Raw genomic sequence first — 17,102 nt, forward strand, 5'->3', positions numbered from 1 at the left:
CCGGCCCTGGCTGCAGCGCAACCCGATGACGGGTGTCAACCCTGGTTGCTCCGCACTGCCTTGAGCCACTGTACAAAGCGCTCCTTGGTCCCCTTGAAGAGGATAGACCCGAACCTCTCCTGGTCATAGAGAAAGAGACAGTGCCTGACCGTGAGGAACGGGGTGAAGGTCTTGCCGGGGCTCTCGGCCAGAAAGGCTTCGCGGTAGTCCCGGACGGTTTTCAGGTTTTCGTTCAGGCACTTGTGCAGGTCAGACCTCTGAAATCCCCCGTCGAGCTCCAGGATGCTCTGGACCAGGTTGTCCACCCGCGTCGGCTCGAACTCGAAATCCCGGAAGAAATGCCCGGCAACCCGCAGAAAATTGAAGGCGTTGATGGCCTTGGGCTTGACGGTCGGCGCTGTTTGCCCCACCGCGTCATCTGAGGAACCTTCTGGAGTATCGCTCACCGGCGCCACCGTCGCCTGCTGCAGCAGCTCCACGGTGGCATTGCGGATCTCCTGGAACTCCCGGTCCGCCAGCTCGAACAGCGCGGAGAGGACGGTGATCCTGCGCTTGAGGTCGACGGGAATCGCCTTCTTGTACTTGATCTTATGGTCCAGTACGCTCCAGGCATCCTGGACCAGCGACCTGATCTGCACCTCGAAGGGGAATTCCTGGTAGGGAAGGTTCTTCGGATGGGATGCCATCTCGTTGCTTAGGGCCAGGTCGAGGTGCAACCCCTTGTAGCCGAAGGAGTCCTCGGTACTCTCCAGTGCCGATATCTTGTCGGTGATGTCGAGAATCTTGAAGTGCTGTTGCAACACCTCGGAGACCGCGGGGATCTGGTCCTTGTAGAGGCAGACGATGCGGATCGCGATCAGGTCGGATATGTAGTCCCTGATCTGGTACGGCTGCTCATCGGCTTCGAGTTTGGCGAGATACTTGCGGTGAAATTTTCTGATGCATTCCTCTTTGTCTTTCACCCGCCCCTGTATTTTGGTCACTTCCACATCGGAGCGCGCGAAAAGCGCGCGGATAATGCGGATGTATGCGTTCTTGGCGTCAATGAGGAGCTTCTGGCTCCCTTCATAAAATTCGTTGAAGTTGTTTTTTTCCTGTTCAAAATCCAGAGAAGCCATTACCGATCGGTCCTTATTCGCAGAGCTGAGGTTGAGAGACCGGCACGGAGAGGGAATTGGCGAGGCAGTCAGCCTCGGCTTGAACGGTCCCTGCAACTGCCGGCGTTGTGCTGCGGCCTTAATGGCCATTCGTGTTTCTACTCGGGTGCCAAGCGCTGCAGCGCACCTGGCTGAAGGTCCACATCCCGCCAGACCTCATGGGTTGCTGCTTTAAATGTTCGCATCCAGAAGATGCACCTGATAAAGCGCCGGTCCATAATGCAGGTCTACAAATGTAATGGCAATAATATTCTTGGTAGGTGGATTCCATCCGTTCTTTTGAACCTGGTAAATTGGTACAAGCCGCAGGAACGATTGATATTGTGACGGCCTTGATAGGTATTTTAAGGATTAAAGCTCACCAGCCTGCCGCTTTTACTGTTATTTCTGATAGGCAAATACCTTGCTTTATACCTTCAAAGCTGTTAACGTCTGACAGTATTAGGAAATATTTCGAATCGAATCAGAAAATTTTGGAGACAGAAAGCACATGGCAAACGGAAGAGTGAAATGGTTTAACGACAGCAAAGGGTTTGGCTTTCTCGAGCAGGAAAATGGCGAGGACGTTTTTTGCCACTTTTCCGCTATCAGCGGCGACGGGTTCAAATCCTTGGCTGAAGGCGATGAAGTCACCTTCGATGTGGCCAGAGGGCCGAAAGGTCTGCAGGCTGCGAACGTGAGAAAGATCTAGAACCACCAGCCGAAAACGGCAGAAATCTTCAGCCGTCCCATCATCGTTGCAACGGGCCGAGGCCCCTGAAGTTCATCAGGGGCCTTGTTTTTTTCATCTGCCGGCTACGTACAGCGTCAACCAAGTTAGGAGAAGAAAAATGTCCATCAAACGAGGTGACGTAGTAAGCCATTCCGAGGCGAGCGCTTGGGGCGTCGGCAAGGTGGTCGAGTTGACTTCCCTCAGAGCGACTGTCCATTTCAACGACGGAACGACCCGGAAGATAGCTAATTCCCACTGGGGATGTTTGGTGCCGGTTCTGTCGACGTTGTACCTCTCGGGTTCCGATGCCGGCCTGGCGGTTGTGGCCAAGACCTCCAGCAAGCCTAAAAAGGCGACGCGGTAACGGTCCGCACCCGGCACGATGGGAATCGTGCTCGGGAGCGACTTCGATGTTATGGGCCCGGCTCAGCAGAAGGGATACCTCCTGCTGAGCCAGAAGTATTGCGTGTCCTCGCGCGGGTGACGCGCTCCTGCATTTTCAGATGCTGGCGTACCTCGGCGTCGGATAGCACCTCCTCGCCCTCACCGGGGTCGCGTATTTTTTTCTGGCAGGTATTTCGCCCAATTCCCAACTTCTCAACCCTGGGCACACGCGGCGCAGTTCCCTGTGTGGAAACGTCGAAGAGGTTATAACCAGCCCGGGGCAGCACGGTCCAGTGCTACCAAAAACTCCCCTACACCCTCCCTGTCTTACTACATCGTTGCATTCCCCTCATTCTATGTTCAGGAATAAAGCGGCCGGCGGCCACGGTGAATCCTGTCGGCCAAAAGAGCAGCCCGACCACGAGCTTTTGCGGACAGGATCTGGAAAGTAAACGCGAACTAGCAGCGGTTTTGGGGCTTTGCGGTGGCATCCGGTAATGGCTGCCTTGGGCATTCCGGGGCTTTTATTGCGGTGCTGTTCGGTGCCGTGACGTTTGCGTCGACCCTAAAGGTTCCTGCGCACTTACCGAAAGAATTTAAATGTTCGTGCGGTGTCTTTGGTGCAGTCCGCGGCACTCAGAGGCGATTTCCAACACTGGAGGTGCATATGGGAATGTTCCTGAGTATGAGTATTGGAAAAAAGTTGTTCAGCGCCTTCATGCTCCTGGCACTGATCGCCGGAGGAATCGGCTGGATTGGCACCGCTAAGATCCATACTATCAAATCTGCCGACACCCTGCTCTACGAGAAGGTAACCGTCCCCCTTGAGGAGATAGGTACTATCGCTGTTTCCTTCCAGCGCGTTCGAATCAATCTGCGCGATCTGGTGGAAACCAGCGACCGTGCGGAAAAGGAGAAGATTCTCGGAATAATCAAGGATTTGCGGTCTGGAATTTCCAAAAAAGTCACTGATGTCGAAAAGACCATGCTCACTGCAGAGGGGCGCAAACTGCTGGACGATTACAAGAAGGTCAGGGTTGAGTACGGCCAGTACATAGAGAAGGTGATGGAACTCGCCAGGATGGATCGAGTCGACGAGGCTCGAAACATCCTCCAGGGGGACGGCAAGAAGGCCGCGTTGCACTACCAGGAGGTGCTGGACCGGTTGGTCGACTCGAAGGTTGGCCAGGCCAGGCTCACCGCGGAAAAGAATGCGGAGATAGCACGTGAAGCGACCGTGTTTATGTTAGGAACCGCTGCGGGGGGGATGGCTCTCGCGATGCTCCTTGGTTTCTTCATCTCCCGGATGATTACGGCTCCGCTTCGCAAAGGGGTGGATTTTGCCCATGCAGTCTCCCAGGGCGACCTGAGCAGGACCCTTGCCGTGGATAGCAGGGATGAGGTCGGACAACTGGCCCAAGCCCTAAACGAGATGGTCAGAAACCTGAAAGAGGTTGTTGCCTCGGTGCAGAGTGCCTCCAACAATGTTGCAGCAGGGAGCGTGGAGCTTTCGACGAGTTCGACTGCGATGAGCCAGGGGGCCAGCGAACAGGCTGCGGCCGCGGAAGAAGTATCCAGCAGTATGGAACAAATGAGCTCGAACATCCGTCACAATGCGGAGAACGCGCTACAGACTGAGAAGATAGCGGTGCGTAGTGCCGAGAGTGCCAAGGAGAGCGGCACGGCGGTAGAGCAGACAGTTGACGCCATGCGGGAGATCACCGGGAAAATCACCATCGTTGAAGAGATCGCCCGCCAGACCAACCTTCTTGCGCTGAATGCCGCGATCGAGGCGGCTCGGGCCGGTGCTCATGGTAAAGGGTTCGCCGTGGTGGCAGAGGAGGTCCGGAAGCTTGCCGAGCGCAGCCACAAGGCGGCGGTAGAGATTTCGGAGCTCTCCGCTACCAGCGTCGATGTCGCGGAGAAGGCGGGGGAGATGCTGGTTCGATTGGTACCCGACATCCTGAAAACAGCCGAACTGGTTCAGGAGATCAGCGCAGCGAGCCGTGAACAGGGGATCGGGGCAGAGCAGATCAACAAGGCGATACGGCAACTCGATCAAATCATTCAGCAGAATGCCTCTGCCAGCGAGGAGACGGCCTCGACTGCCGAAGAACTGAGCTCTCAGGCTGAGGTACTGCAGTCAAGTGTCAGCTTCTTCAAGATGGCAGGGAACAGCCGCATCCCCGGAGCACCGTCCCCGAGGCAGGCGCAGCAACCCCAGGCGGTTCCGGCTTCCCATCGCGTTCCAAAGGCCACGGTATCGCGGTCCGGAGCAAAACGCGGCGTCGACATCGGCCCGCATCACAACGACCCTGAGGCCTTCGAGGCATACTGAAATTTTGCTGGTGTTCCCTTGCGCGGGTTTGCCTGTTCATAGCGCACCCCGCTGCATTCGGCAGACGCAGTAATCGTATAAAAAAGGAGGTTGCACATGACGAAGTGCCATCGTGCCATCTGGAGGACGTGCTGGGGGCTCGGCGCACTCGGACTTCTCCTGGTGATCGCACCTGTCGCGCTGGCTGGTAATTTCGAGGTGATCGTGTCGAAAACGGTCCCCGTTGCCTCGGTGAGTAAGGCGGATCTGAGAGCCATTTTCCTGGGCGAAAAGGTGAAGTGGGATAACAGCCGGTACATAAAGGTGGTGGTCCCCGAGGATTCCGAGCTGTTCAAGGAGTTTCTCCAGACCGTGGTAGGGAAGACCCCGATGCAGTTCGATAAGCATTGGCAGAACCTGGTGTTCACGGGAAAGGCCGCCATGCCACGCTCCATTGCGGATACCGCCCAGCTTGTCGACTTCGTGGCCGGGCATCCTGGCACTATCGGGGTGGTGCCGGCCGGGAAGGCCGGGAGTTCGGTAAAAACCATTTCAATCAAATAACTCTGCTGGGGGGAGTATGAAAGCAGGATTGTCGATCGTTCTACTTTGTGTTGCCGGCATGATGTATCCGGCGGTGGACGCCAGTGCGCTTGAGGTCGAAGGCGTAGAGATCCACGGGTTCGTTTCGCAGGGATTCATCCAGAGCACCAAGGAAAACAACTTTCCGGTCAGCAACAGCGGAAAGGGGTCGTTCAACTTCAACGACTTTGCCATCAACTTCTCGAAGGAACTGACCCCGGGGCTGAGGGTCGGCATGCAGTTGCTTGCCATGGACCGCGGCAGTTACGGCAGGGACAAGGTCACCATCGACTGGGCGTACGGCGACTACCGAATCACCGACTGGCTGGGCGTCAGGGGGGGAAAGATCAAGGCACCGCTTGGTCTCTACAACGAGTCGCGTGACAACGACGCGCTGCGCACCTTCATATTCCTGCCCCAGAACCAGTACTACGAATACGACCGCGATTCCTTCAACGCCATAACCGGCGGCAGCATCTATGGCTCGGTTCCTCTGGGCAGGGGAGGGCGGGCCAACTACCAGGTGCAGGTGGGGACCTTTCCGATCGAGGCCGGCGGCGCCTCCGCGAAAAACTACTCGGCCTTCATTTCCACACCCGATATCACCTCGACGGTGACCGATATCAGCACCGAAACCTCGGTCGTGCACCACCTCGAGTGGCGTCCCCCGGTGGAAGGGGTCCGGGCCACCTTCAGCGGGCTGCACACGAGCTTCAGGGGGACGGCTGTCGGCCAGGATGTCCTCGGCAACTCCTTCGACGCCACCTGGAAATTCGCCAACCTGCACCGTTACCTGTTCGGCCTCGAATATACCTGGGGCGACCTGATCCTCGCCTCCGAGTACCAGCTGGACGACTACACGGTGAGCGCCGACTACCCGAATGCCCCTACCCAGTCGTTCAGCTCCAAGCAAAGCGGCGACGGCTGGTACGTGAGCGGGACCTACCGTTTCACGGACTGGCTGGAGGCCGGTGCCTACTACCACGAAACCTATGCCGATCGAAAGGATCGCTCCGGCGCACGGCTCGTTGCCTCGGGGTACGTCGACAACCCCTGGAACGCCTGGCAGAAGGACACCGCGCTCACCCTGCGCTTCGATCCGGTGCCCCACGTGGTCTTCAAGATAGAAGGGCACCTGGAGGAGGGTACCTGGCTGATCGCCGAGACCAGCGGCGCCGAGAAGAAAAACTGGTTCATCTTTGCCACCAAGGCGACGGTCACCTTCTAGCGCGTCGGAGGCAGCCTGCTCGTTTCGAGGTAATGAACTTTCCGATCTTTGCCTTAAGTGTGGATTTCCCTCTGTGTCCCTTTGGGGTGCGGTTGGCCTTGGTTGGGGAGGCTTACGAAGCGATAGATGAAAAATGGAGAAGCCCCGACGTCAAGGTGACGCGGGGCTTCTCTTTTTTCCGGGGTACGCGTGAAGCAATTGACGATTGACGGTCGGTAGATCGTTTCCCGCTTCTGCTACCGCAGGCGGCGTGGGGAGGATTTCTCCCCCCCGTTAGCCGCCTGTTAAACCTTGAACTGATGCACGGCGCTGGAGAGCTTGGAGGATACGCTCGCGAGTTCATGGGCGCAGTGCGCGCCGCTTGATGCCTGCTGAGATACCGATCCGATCCCCTGTTCGATGCCGGTTACCGTCTCGCTGACGCTGTCGGCGGTGGAGGACTGCTCTTCGGCTGCCGTCGCCACGACCGCGATCTGTTCGTTGAGCTTGGATACTGCCGCAACGATGCCGCTTACCACCTCACCGGAGGTGACGGCCATCCGGGCTCCCTGCTCGGCCTGGTCGACCGACTTGGCCATTCCGCTCACCACCTGCTTGGTCTCGTTCTGGATCCCGGTAATCACCTTGGAAATCTCTCCGGTTGCCTGTGCCGCCTGTTCGGCCAGGGCCCGTACCTCGTCGGCCACCACGGCAAAGCCGCGCCCCTGCTCCCCGGCACGCGCCGCCTCGATGGCGGCATTCAGGGCGAGCAGGTTGGTCTGTTCGGCGATCCTCTGGATGGTCTCGATGATCTGACCGATCTCCTCCGAACGTTCTCCCAGGGCTTTCACGCTCTGCGCCGCATCCTTTACCCCCTCGGACAGCGAGACCATGACCCGGTTGGCATCGGCGATAACCTGGGCTCCCTCCTTGGCGGAACTCTCGACCCGCCCGGCCTCCTGCTGCATCGTGACGCAGGACGAGGCGATATCGCCCGCGGTGGCCGCCATTTCGTGCACGGCAGTTGCCGTGGAGGTCGCCAACATGGCGAGTTCCGAGGAGGTCTTGGCGATGCCGGCCGAGGACTCCTCCATCTGGCCGGCCACACTCGCCAGCGACTGGGTGTCGTCCATGATGGAGGATACGGTGCCCCCCAGTTTGCTGAGGAACTCGTTGAAGCGGCCCGACATCTCGGCAAACTCGTCCCCTCCCGAGTCGTCCAGCCGCTTGGTCAGATCCCCTTCCCCCTTGGCGATATCGTCGATCATATCGTTGGTGGACCGCATGGAGCGGCGCACCCTGACGAAGGTCCAGAACAGCGGAACCGATACCACCAGCGCCGCCGCCACGGAGAGGGCGACGATGAGCCCGGTGGAGCGCTGTACCGCGGCGCTCGCCTCCTGCACCATCTGCTCCTGCACGCCCGCGGCCTTGCGCCCCAGTTCGTCTCCCGACTTGGCCTCTTTCTCGGCCATCTGCTTGACCTTGGCTATCGCCGCCTGGGTGCGGGCGGTCGCACCCACGATCTTCGCCTGGGACGCGATCATCCGCTCGGCGACCTGGGCCGCGGAGGAAACACTGGAAAGTGCGGCGTCGATGCTGCGCTGGGCGCCGGCGCTGGAAGCGCCGCGCAAGACGGCGCGCCCGTTTTTAAAGCCGGCCACGGACTGTGCGAAGTCCTGTCTCGCCTGCGCCGCGACCGCATCGAGTTCCTTCATGGTCATCGCGGTGATCGCCTGGCGTGTGATGGCTTCGGCGGACTTGGCCGCGAGCAGCGCAGGTTGCAGCGTGGACGCGGCACGGGTCGCCTGGGCGCTTGCTGCGATGGCCTGTTCCGAATTGGTCTTCGCCTGCCGCGATACCTGCTCCACCCTCAGTTCCACGGTCTGCAGGGCGGTACCCGCCTCCATGAGCCGGCTGGCCAGGTCGTTTCTTTCCGTGAGGTACTCCTTGGTGACGTCCTTGCCGCTCAAGAGCGCACTCTTCAGGGCGAAGAGCCCGGTATCCGCCTTGAGCATGCGCTCGGCCAGCGCCTGGGTGGTCGCCATGGTTTCCCTGATGACGGGATCGCCCGGGCTGCCGGCAGTTGCCGTGGCGACCGCACTCTTCAGCCGCTGCTTCATCGCCGAAACCTGCAACGATTTTTTTGCCTGGTCCAGATCGCCGATGATGACCTGGCTCTCCTTAAGCGTCTTGGTCAACGCGGCAACCTGCTGCAGGTCCGCCATCCCCTGGCTCGAAGCGGAAAACGACCCCGAAACCCTCCGGGAGGAATCCTCGGAAAGAAGCTTCATGTCCCGGGATACCGATGCCAGGGCCTTCTCGGCGCTCAGCATAGCCTGTTCCAGCGACTCTCCGTCCTTGTGCATGGCGCCGGCACTGGCCAAACGCTCACGGACCGCGGCCAGTACCTCGGCTTGCAGATCGGCGAGTGCCTTCTGGTCGGTGCGGGAGGCATCCGGCTGCAGCTTGGCGATCTCCCCCAGGAGCTCCGAGATCCTCTTCAGCCCCTCCTCGGTGCGACTCGACATGGCTGCCGCTTCCTGTTCCGAGGTGGCTATGCCCAGCCTGAGCAGTGAGCCCGTTACCGTTTCGATTTCCCGCTGCAGCAGGGCAGTTTTTACCTGGAGGGGCGTGGAGAGCCCCGTCACCCGTGCCACCGTCCCCCGGATTTTGGAAACTGAGTAGATGCTGACGGCGGAAATAACCAGCAGGCCGAGCAGTGTGGCTGCGATGCTCGCGAAGAGAAGCTTCCGAATAGACATGCCGTACCCCCGAGCCGGTCCTACTTTTTATAGAACCCGCAGCAGAACACCACGTCCTGGTACTTCTCGCAGTAGGAGGACTTCTGCTCGTTTGCCTTGGTTTTCGGGTTCACCGTCACGTAGTCCATCCAGACTTGGTCCTTGGTCTTCATCTGCTCGACGATCTCGCGCCGGAACATCTTCCCCTGGGCGTCCGGCACGTCGAGGATGTTCTTGCCGATCAGTTCCTTTTTCACCACGTTCGCCAGCATGGTCCCATCCATGTCGTAGGCAAAGACGTAGTTGGCTCCGGAGCCCAGTTCCGAGCTGGAATCGTTGAGGACTTCGAGGGTTTTTTCAACACCGCCGCCCTTGGCCAGCGCTATCGCCTTCTGCACCCTGGATACCGCCTCGCCGCGGTCGTCAGCCAGGGCCGTTGCCGCCAGTGCCAGGGAAATCAAAATCGCCATGACCGCCACACGTACTGTTTGTTTCATTGCCACCCTCCTTGGGAGCTGGAATTAGTCTTACCTACCTGTCGGCATCTGGTGTAGGAAATTTAGTATTTACGGGAGAGCCCCTCCGGGGCATCAGCTCGGGGCGCTCCTCTGTGTAGTCTCCACGAAAACGGGGTGATAAACCGTTTCCCGGGCTCTCTTGCAGGTTCTCAGGCCGTGTTTCCAGTTAGTTAGCCAGATAACGATGCGGGCATCGCTGGTACCTGCACCGCAGCTGACTCCCTGGCTTGGGCGGCGCCATTTCTGAAAATACTTACTGCTGTCCCTGTTGGGTTTAATGATGTTTCCTGCGGATCGGGGGCAAACACTGGTAGCAGGCTTTAAGGCGCACCTTTGGCAGGAGAACAAGGAGCTGCATGGTACGTGGAGGGAGAAGATGACGGTGCTGGGCCTCAACACCAGACTCAGACGCTCTAGGAAAGGCAGGACAACGGTGGCGACGACCGGGGCAACTGAAACGGTTCCCGGTCAGGGGGAGGGGGGCCAGAATGGGAGTCTCTGGATAAACTAAGGGCTCGCGATAGGTATCGCGAGCCCCTTTGGGTTAGACCTGGTAGTGCTAGTTGTCCCCGCTGGTTTGCGCCTTGAGTTTTGCGTTCGGGCTGATCTCCATCTGCACACGACGGTTGAGCGCACGGTTTTCGGGGGTGTCGTTGGGGACGGCCGGACGACTCGACCCGTAACCGATTGCCGTCATGCGGGAGGTCGGAACGCCATTGGCGGCCAGAAAATCACGAACGTGATTTGCCCGTCTTTGGCTCAGCGGCTGATTGATCGCATCGGACCCGGTGGAATCGGTGTGGCCTTGAATGACGATGTTGGTCTCGGAGTTCTTCAAGGTCCCCGCAGCTTTGGCCAGCGAATCTTTCGCCTCCGGTTTGAGCACGTCCTTGCCGGTATCGAAGAGGATGCCGGAAGGTAGCGCGACATAAACTTTATCGCCGTCACGGACCACTTCCGCTTCGGGCATGTTCTTCTTCAAGGCCGCCGCCTGGCGGTCCATGTAGTTGCCGACGCCGCCGCCGACTACCGCACCGGTCAACCCGCCGATGGCCGCACCTTTTCCCCCACCGAAGAGCGCGCCGACACCGGCACCCAGTGCGGCACCGCCCACTCCGCCGATGGCGGTTCTCTTGTACTCGTAGCTGCCATCCGGATTGGTCGCACAGCCCGTCGCCAGCGCGGCGACAGCTAAAGCACCCACGACAACTTTGGCAATCCACTTCGAAATCATCGTTCTCTCCTTTTGTCCGACTATTTTAGTAAAGTGCCCAACCCACAACTCGTCTACGCCTGCCGCGCGACTCGTGAACCTGACCGTGGTCCCTGCCACTGTACTGCAGGTAACGCTCGTAGCGACTGGAACAAGGGGAAGGCGTACCTGTTCATATATACTCAAGGACGCACTCATGTAAAGGGGTGGATCTTCCCCGGAGCCCGGTTTGTCTCTCCGCTACCCGTCTCTCAACCCTCGCGTTCTTTTCCCTTCCGGCTCTTTGTCATAAAGATTCTTACGGCGCTTTCCGAAAAGAGGCAGGGGGACGCCGTGTGCCTGCCCCAGCCGCAGTTCGCCCCGGGAACCACCTGGATCAGCGCCACGCAAGGGAGCCGCATCATGAAAATCACCCTCATGCCAGTCCGTACCTTGGTCAACCTCATCACCGCCACGCTTATGGCCCTCGGGCTCAGCCTGTTGCCCGGCTGTGGCGGTACGGGCTCGCCCTCCGCCGCTGACACCGTCTCCGGGCTCGCCGCCACCGGGCAGCCGGTCCAGGGCAGCGTCTTTCTCAAGGACGCCGCGGGCAGGGAGGCCAGCACCACAACCGCCGACGGCAGCTTCAGGTTCGACATCTCGCACCTTACTCCGCCTTTCCTGCTCAAGGCAACCTGGAACGGCGGGCAGCTCTACTCGATGGCGCGGGGCGCCGGCACCGCCAACATCACCCCGCTTACCCAGGTCATCGTGCAATCGGCCAATGCCGGCGGTGACCTGGACGCCTTGTACCAGGCGCCGACACCCACCGCCCTCGCCGCACTGGCCGATGCCCTCCCCGCAGCATCGGCGGCGCTCATGACGGCACTCAAGCCGATCCTTGAGAACTACCAGGCCTACCAGGATCCCATCGCCACCCCCTTCCGCGCCGATGGCAACGGTATGGACGGGGTGCTGGATCACCTGACGGTCACCAGCTCGGCTGGCTCGGTGCAGATCTCCGAGCGCGGCACCGGGGCCGCCTTGCTGAACGCCCCCTTGAGCGACATCTCCAGCGGCTCGAGCTCCACCTTGTGGGACGCGGCGCGCGGGGCGAAGGCGCAGGGACTCCAGCTTGGCGTCTCGGCCGACGGTCATCCCCTGGCGGTCTGGGTGGAGGACACCGGCCAGGGGGGGACCAGCCTTGTCAAGGCGCAGTGGCTGGAAGGGGGCACACCGGTCACCGTCAGCACCGGGCAGGGGCAGGCCACTAACCCCCAGGTCGCCAGGGACGCCGCGGGGAACGCCTACCTCGCCTGGTGCGAGTACACCGGCGGCGCCAACGACATCTGGACCAGCCGCTATCATCCGGGGAGCGGCTGGGGGACCCCCGCGCGTCTTACCAGCACCGACTCCAACAGCTATACCGGTTCCCCCAGCATCGCGAGCGACGCCAACGGCAACCTCTTGCTCGCCTGGACCCAGTTCAACCGTAACGTGAACAGCAACCACTTCGACATCTACCTCTCAAGCCTCTCCGGCGGCACCGGCAGCTGGAGTGCCCCCGCCCGGGTCTCCAACGGGGTTAACTCCGCGTACCAGGCCATCGTGGTGCAAAGCGGTGTGGGGAGCGCCTGCCTCGCCTGGATCCAGGCACTGGACGACGGCTCCACCAGTAACGGCGCCTCCGAGGTCTACGCTGCCACGCTGCAAGAGGGGACCCCGGGGACGCCGGTTAAACTGAACGCCCTTCCCGGCAGCAGCCGGATCGTCTATGGACAGCTCCAGCTTGCCATGAACCAGGCAGGTGTGGTGATGGCGGCCTGGGTGCAGGCCAACCAGCTCGGGTTCTTCGACGTCTGGTGCGCGCGCCGGACGGCGGGCGGCGCCTGGGAGGACGCTGTCAGCGTCTCTGAGGGGAACCTCGGTGAGTGTTACCAGCCAAGCCTCGCCCTGAACGGCTCCGGTGCGGCGCTTCTGGCCTGGATGCAGCAAAACGACGCCCAACAGCTGGCAGGCGGGGACCCCACCCAGCGCATCGTGACCAGCAACTACCTTCCCGGTTCCGGCTGGGGCGCCCCCCAGGCGGTAAGTCCTGCGGCGTACTTCGCCTTTGCCCCGCAGCTCGCGCTCGATGCGACCGGCAACGCGACCGCGGTCTGGTACCAGATCGAGGCGGGCCAGGCGATGGTGCGCAGCGCGCGTCTCGTCGCCGGCGGTTCCTGGGGAACACCGGTTCTGGAGGCGGCGACAACCACCGACGGCTACCAGGTCTACCCGGTGCCCCGTGTCACCTGTGTCCCTGCTGGCCGGACCTTCATCGCGTGGGGAACCGACTCCAACTGACCCGGCGCAGGGGACCATGACAAAAGCCCCGGAACGGCACCTCTGTACTGGTGCTGTCTCCGGGGCTTATTTAGTTGAGGTGGATCTTTGGGCAGGCTGCCTGCGGCCTAGGCGTCCAGCATGCTCCGTACCTTGCGCAAGAGTTCCATCGGCTGGACCGGCTTCATGATCAGTTCCACCTCCTTGCCGGAAACGCCCCGGTTCTGCATGAAGTCGGCGGTATAGCCGCTGGAGTAGAGGACCTTCACCTCGGGACACGTAAGGGCGATCTCCTCGTAGGCCGCCTTGCCGTTTTTCCTGGGCATGATCATGTCCATCACGATGAGCGCGATTTCCCCCCGGTGCGCCGCGAACTTCTCCACGGCATCCTCCCCGTCCACCGCCTCGACCACCCGATATCCAAACTTGGTCAGTACCGTAACCATGAGACTGCGCACGTCGGCATCATCCTCGGCCAGCAGGATCGTTTCGCTTCCCCCCGGCGGCAGAGGGGGCAGCGCGGGAACGGCGTCGGTTTCGAGATCTGCCGCCTGGTAGATCGGCAGGCAGATGCCGATCCTGCTCCCCCGCCCCGGCTCACTGTGGACCTCGATGAACCCGTTGTGCTGCTTCACGATCCCGTAGACGATCGACATGCCAAGGCCGGTCCCTTCGCCCACCCCCTTGGTGGTATAGAAGGGCTCGAAGATCCTCTGGCAGGTGTCGTGGTCCATGCCGCAGCCGGTGTCGGATACGGTCACCACGGCGTACGGTCCCGGCTCGACGCCGCCGAACTCCCGACCGCTCGCCTCTTCCACCGTCCGGAAACCGGTCTCGATGGTCAAAAGCCCCCCATTAGGCATGGCGTCCCGGGCATTGGTCGCCAGGTTGACCAGGACCTGCTCCATCTGCCCCTGGTCCGCATGGATCATGGGGCCTTTCCCCTGGGTCACGGTTCGTAACTGGATGTCCTCTCCGATGACCCTGACGATGAATTTCTTGAAGTTTTCGATGACCTCGTTGAGGTAGAGCGGCTTGAGCGCGAAGACCTGCTTTCGGCTGAAGGCAAGGAGCCCGCGGGTCAGCTGGGAGGCCTTTTCCGCCGCACCCAGGATGTGGGCGATCTCCTCCTTGTGCCGGCCGCTGAGCGCCTCGTCCCGCTGCAGCAGGTCGCCATAGCCGATGATCACCTGAAGGATGTTGTTGAAGTCGTGCGCCACCCCGCCGGCGAGTTGCCCCACGGTTTCCATTTTCTGTGCCTGCCTCAGTTGCTCTTCAAGGTGGATACGCTCGTTGAGCGTCCGGGACAGCCTGATGGTGCTGAAGCTCAAGGTGGAGATGATCTTGGTGAGCTTGGCGTAGAACTGCATGCCGGCAGCGGCCGTCTCGCGGCTGAAGCGGGGCACCCGATCGAGGGCGGCGAGGTACTCCTCCTCGTCGAAGCCGTAGCGCCGCGCCTGGGCCCGGTAGAACTCCACGTCCGGGACCTCGTCGTCGTAGAAGAACTGTCCGATGAAGATGTTGCCCACGTGCCGCCCCCCCACCTCCAGGGGAGTGACCATATCCCACATGTTGTTCTTGCAACGGTAGTGCTTGAAGGACCCCACGGGGACGCCGCTCGTCAGGACCGTGTCGCTCTCCAGGCAGTTCTTGAGGGTCTCGGGGTGGCAGCGGTGAAACTTGGTACAGATGTCCTGCCAGCCCACGGCGACCAGGACCTTCCCTGAGACGTCCAGCACGGCACCCAGCATGCCGGTCAGCCGGTAAAAATCCTCCAGCATGGACTGGAGCATCTCGCAATCGACGATATCGGAGAGCTCGAGCGAACTTATGTCGCCATCGGGCTCGGTGATCGCCTTCAGCCGGTTGCGGACCGTGGTCTCGCTCTGCTTGAGGGCCTTTTCCACCCGCCTGCGTTCCTCGATCTCCTCCTCGAGCAAAACGGTCTGATCCTGCAGGGCTTCCTGGGCCACCTGGCGCTCGGTCAGCTCCTCCTCGAGCCGGGCAGTCTGCCGTTGCAGGGTGTCTTCCAGGTGCTTTCTCTCGGTGATGTCAAAAAAGGTCGCACGGATCAGCCGGCGCTGGTCGTCGGGGAGCCGGGTCAGCCGCACCTCGCAGGAAAGTTCCCGGCCGTCGAGGCTGCGGATGGACCGCTCGAAGCAGGGGGATTCCCCTGCGAACACCCTGGCGTTGTGCTCGGCGATGGTGTCTGCCGGCAGGCGCAGGTCGGGCTGCTCGGGAGCGAAGAACCTCAAGGGGCTGCTTTTCAACAGCTCCTCCCGGTCGCAGCCGAACATCTCCTCCGCCATCTTGTTGGCATCGACGAAGCGGTCCAGGTCGACGTCGTACACCAGGAGGGCTTCGGTGGCCTGCTCGTTCATGATGCGGAAGTAGGCCTCGCTCTTTTGCAGCCGGGCCGTTTGGGCGCGCAGCTCCGCTTCGATACGGGTGCGTGCGGCAATTTCCCGCTTCACCCCCCACATGGCGTAACACATGCCCAGTACCAGGGACAGGCAAAGGAATTCCAGCGCCAAGAGCACCCAGTCGAGCCCCCGGCCGTAGGACTGCAGTTGCAGCAGCACCCCGCCTCCCACCGGGGACAGCTGGGTCCGGTACACCAGGTTCGGGTCGGGATGGCCGGAACCCGAGAGTTCCGCGAGGGCCCCGCCCGAAGCCTCCCGGAGGCTCACCAGGTGCAGGGTCCCGAGTTGGGGAGCGGCGAGGGTCTGGAGCAGCTTGTCGCAGGAGTAGACCGCGGCGAACAGGCCGAGGAACTGGTCCCCGCGGAACACCGGGACCCAGAGTTCGAAAGAGGGGTTCCCCTGGATCGCCTCGAAGGGGAGGGTGTAGGTCGGCTGGTGGGTCTCCCTGGCCAGTCGCGTCGCACGTTTGGGCTCCGGCAGGTCCAGGTGGAGCCCCAGGATCTGTTGGTTGCCCGCTTGGGGAGAAACGTCACGAATATAGAAATCGGCATCGACCCAGGTGATGTTCAGCAACTCCGGGTGTCCCTGGACATAGCTTGCACCGCGCTCCTGGAACTGCCTGGCATCGAGGGCGCCTGCAGAGCGATCCTTGGCCAGCAACTGCAGGTAGTCCTCGTTCCCCTTGAGCCGCAGGTGCATGCTCTTGGCGAGCGACTCCGCGTCGCTTTTCAGCGCGGCGCGCCGGGACCGGTACGATGAGTCGTTCACCAACCATACGAAGGCCAGAAAAAGCACGAAAAAGGCGGCGAGCATGACGGCGGGACCATACCACAGCCTGGTAGTACCCCTATTTTGCTGATTCATGGTGAATCCTTTGAAGAGCCAACGACGACATCGAGTATTTCTCTACGTATCGACGTGATCGGTTCCCTGCTGGAATTATTTAAGGAGATCTGCGCAGTCCGCTCCAACGATGGCAGCGTACGGTGACCCCGGCACCGGCTTTCTTACCTCCTCTCAGCATCTGCAACAGCAAGCACCTGATAATAGCAGACCACGAACGGGTCAGGCACTCAAAATCCTGACTCGATGCAGCGAGGGGGGGGAGCGCCTCGATCTATAACGTCTAGGTGTGTGCCGCATGGCGAACCGCAGGGGTGGACTGCAGGAAGGAGAGATACAACGCGGGGGTTTAGGTATCGGGAGCTTCTGCGATCGGAAGCGGGTTCCTTTCCCCGTTGGGGTAGGATCGGGTTCGGTCGACGGAGGACTTCGCAACTACCTATAGCGGGTCGCTTTGTCACTTTTTGTAAGTTTTCTTGCTGTTCCGTTATAAATTCAGTTGTTATATCTTTCTCAATGTGGTATACGTCACAACATTGCTGAAATTCTTACGGAACCTGTATCCGCAACGCTGACCATTTCATCCGGCAACAGGAACCTGCTCTTAGTGGTGTCCACGTCAGGTGCGCGGTTTGCGCGGTCAGTTAGAAGATTGCAACATGATTAGAGAATTATAATTTTAAAAGAGTTGCAGCGCT

Annotated in this window: 11 protein-coding genes; 6 read left to right on the top strand and 5 right to left on the bottom strand. The window is 60.7% G+C overall.

Annotation, left to right across the window (positions count from 1 at the left end; all coding sequences use genetic code 11):
* Positions 1-35 precede the first annotated feature (35 nt).
* Entirely contained in the window at positions 36-1,118 is a 1,083-nt protein-coding gene (locus H7688_RS15460) for a GTP pyrophosphokinase (RefSeq protein ID WP_183362075.1), read from the bottom strand.
* A gap of 529 nt (positions 1,119-1,647) precedes the next feature.
* Here H7688_RS15460 and H7688_RS15465 point away from each other — a divergent pair.
* The 5 genes from H7688_RS15465 to H7688_RS15485 all read left to right on the top strand — a co-directional run bounded on the left by H7688_RS15465 (position 1,648) and on the right by H7688_RS15485 (position 6,380).
* Positions 1,648-1,848: a cold-shock protein gene (locus H7688_RS15465; RefSeq protein ID WP_183362076.1), complete on the top strand. Its 201-nt coding sequence runs from the start codon at positions 1,648-1,650 to the stop codon at positions 1,846-1,848.
* 139 nt (positions 1,849-1,987) lie between these two features.
* Positions 1,988-2,233, top strand: coding sequence for a DUF3553 domain-containing protein (locus tag H7688_RS15470; protein WP_183362077.1), 246 nt, complete (start codon positions 1,988-1,990; stop codon positions 2,231-2,233).
* Positions 2,234-2,920: 687 nt separating this feature from the next.
* Positions 2,921-4,591 carry a methyl-accepting chemotaxis protein gene (locus tag H7688_RS15475; protein WP_246329831.1) on the top strand — a complete coding sequence of 557 codons (1,671 nt, stop codon included), beginning with the start codon at positions 2,921-2,923 and terminating at the stop codon, positions 4,589-4,591.
* Positions 4,592-4,687: 96 nt separating this feature from the next.
* Positions 4,688-5,134 carry a type 2 periplasmic-binding domain-containing protein gene (locus H7688_RS15480; protein WP_183362078.1) on the top strand — a complete coding sequence of 149 codons (447 nt, stop codon included), beginning with the start codon at positions 4,688-4,690 and terminating at the stop codon, positions 5,132-5,134.
* A gap of 16 nt (positions 5,135-5,150) precedes the next feature.
* Positions 5,151-6,380, top strand: a complete 1,230-nt coding sequence (locus tag H7688_RS15485; protein ID WP_183362079.1) for a putative porin — start codon at positions 5,151-5,153, stop codon at positions 6,378-6,380.
* 284 nt (positions 6,381-6,664) lie between these two features.
* On the opposite strand, the gene H7688_RS15490 is transcribed toward H7688_RS15485, so the two are convergent.
* From H7688_RS15490 to H7688_RS15500, 3 genes are all read right to left on the bottom strand, one after another.
* Positions 6,665-9,124, bottom strand: coding sequence for a methyl-accepting chemotaxis protein (locus tag H7688_RS15490; protein ID WP_183362080.1), 2,460 nt, complete (start codon positions 9,122-9,124; stop codon positions 6,665-6,667).
* Positions 9,125-9,144: 20 nt separating this feature from the next.
* Entirely contained in the window at positions 9,145-9,600 is a 456-nt protein-coding gene (locus H7688_RS15495; protein ID WP_183362081.1) for a cache domain-containing protein, read from the bottom strand.
* Positions 9,601-10,180: 580 nt separating this feature from the next.
* A complete protein-coding gene (locus tag H7688_RS15500; RefSeq protein WP_183362082.1) occupies positions 10,181-10,855 on the bottom strand; it encodes a YiaD family glycine zipper/OmpA-like lipoprotein in 675 nt (224 codons plus the stop codon).
* 312 nt (positions 10,856-11,167) lie between these two features.
* On the opposite strand from H7688_RS15500, the gene H7688_RS15505 reads away from it, so the two are divergent.
* Positions 11,168-13,159, top strand: coding sequence for a TolB-like translocation protein (locus tag H7688_RS15505; protein ID WP_183362083.1), 1,992 nt, complete (start codon positions 11,168-11,170; stop codon positions 13,157-13,159).
* A 107-nt stretch (positions 13,160-13,266) separates the two neighbouring features.
* On the opposite strand, the gene H7688_RS15510 is transcribed toward H7688_RS15505, so the two are convergent.
* Positions 13,267-16,425: a PocR ligand-binding domain-containing protein gene (locus H7688_RS15510; RefSeq protein ID WP_183362084.1), complete on the bottom strand. Its 3,159-nt coding sequence runs from the start codon at positions 16,423-16,425 to the stop codon at positions 13,267-13,269.
* Positions 16,426-17,102 lie beyond the last annotated feature (677 nt).

It is taken from the genome of Geomonas limicola, from assembly GCF_014193675.1.
GTDB classification, from domain to species: Bacteria; Desulfobacterota; Desulfuromonadia; order Geobacterales; family Geobacteraceae; genus Geomonas; species Geomonas limicola.

Coding starts and splice junctions, on each gene's coding strand:
- H7688_RS15460 (WP_183362075.1), bottom strand. CDS start 1,118: ATGGCTTCTCTGGATTTTGAACAGGAAAAAAACAACTTCAACGAATTT.
- H7688_RS15465 (WP_183362076.1), top strand. CDS start 1,648: ATGGCAAACGGAAGAGTGAAATGGTTTAACGACAGCAAAGGGTTTGGC.
- H7688_RS15470 (WP_183362077.1), top strand. CDS start 1,988: ATGTCCATCAAACGAGGTGACGTAGTAAGCCATTCCGAGGCGAGCGCT.
- H7688_RS15475 (WP_246329831.1), top strand. CDS start 2,921: ATGGGAATGTTCCTGAGTATGAGTATTGGAAAAAAGTTGTTCAGCGCC.
- H7688_RS15480 (WP_183362078.1), top strand. CDS start 4,688: ATGACGAAGTGCCATCGTGCCATCTGGAGGACGTGCTGGGGGCTCGGC.
- H7688_RS15485 (WP_183362079.1), top strand. CDS start 5,151: ATGAAAGCAGGATTGTCGATCGTTCTACTTTGTGTTGCCGGCATGATG.
- H7688_RS15490 (WP_183362080.1), bottom strand. CDS start 9,124: ATGTCTATTCGGAAGCTTCTCTTCGCGAGCATCGCAGCCACACTGCTC.
- H7688_RS15495 (WP_183362081.1), bottom strand. CDS start 9,600: ATGAAACAAACAGTACGTGTGGCGGTCATGGCGATTTTGATTTCCCTG.
- H7688_RS15500 (WP_183362082.1), bottom strand. CDS start 10,855: ATGATTTCGAAGTGGATTGCCAAAGTTGTCGTGGGTGCTTTAGCTGTC.
- H7688_RS15510 (WP_183362084.1), bottom strand. CDS start 16,425: ATGAATCAGCAAAATAGGGGTACTACCAGGCTGTGGTATGGTCCCGCC.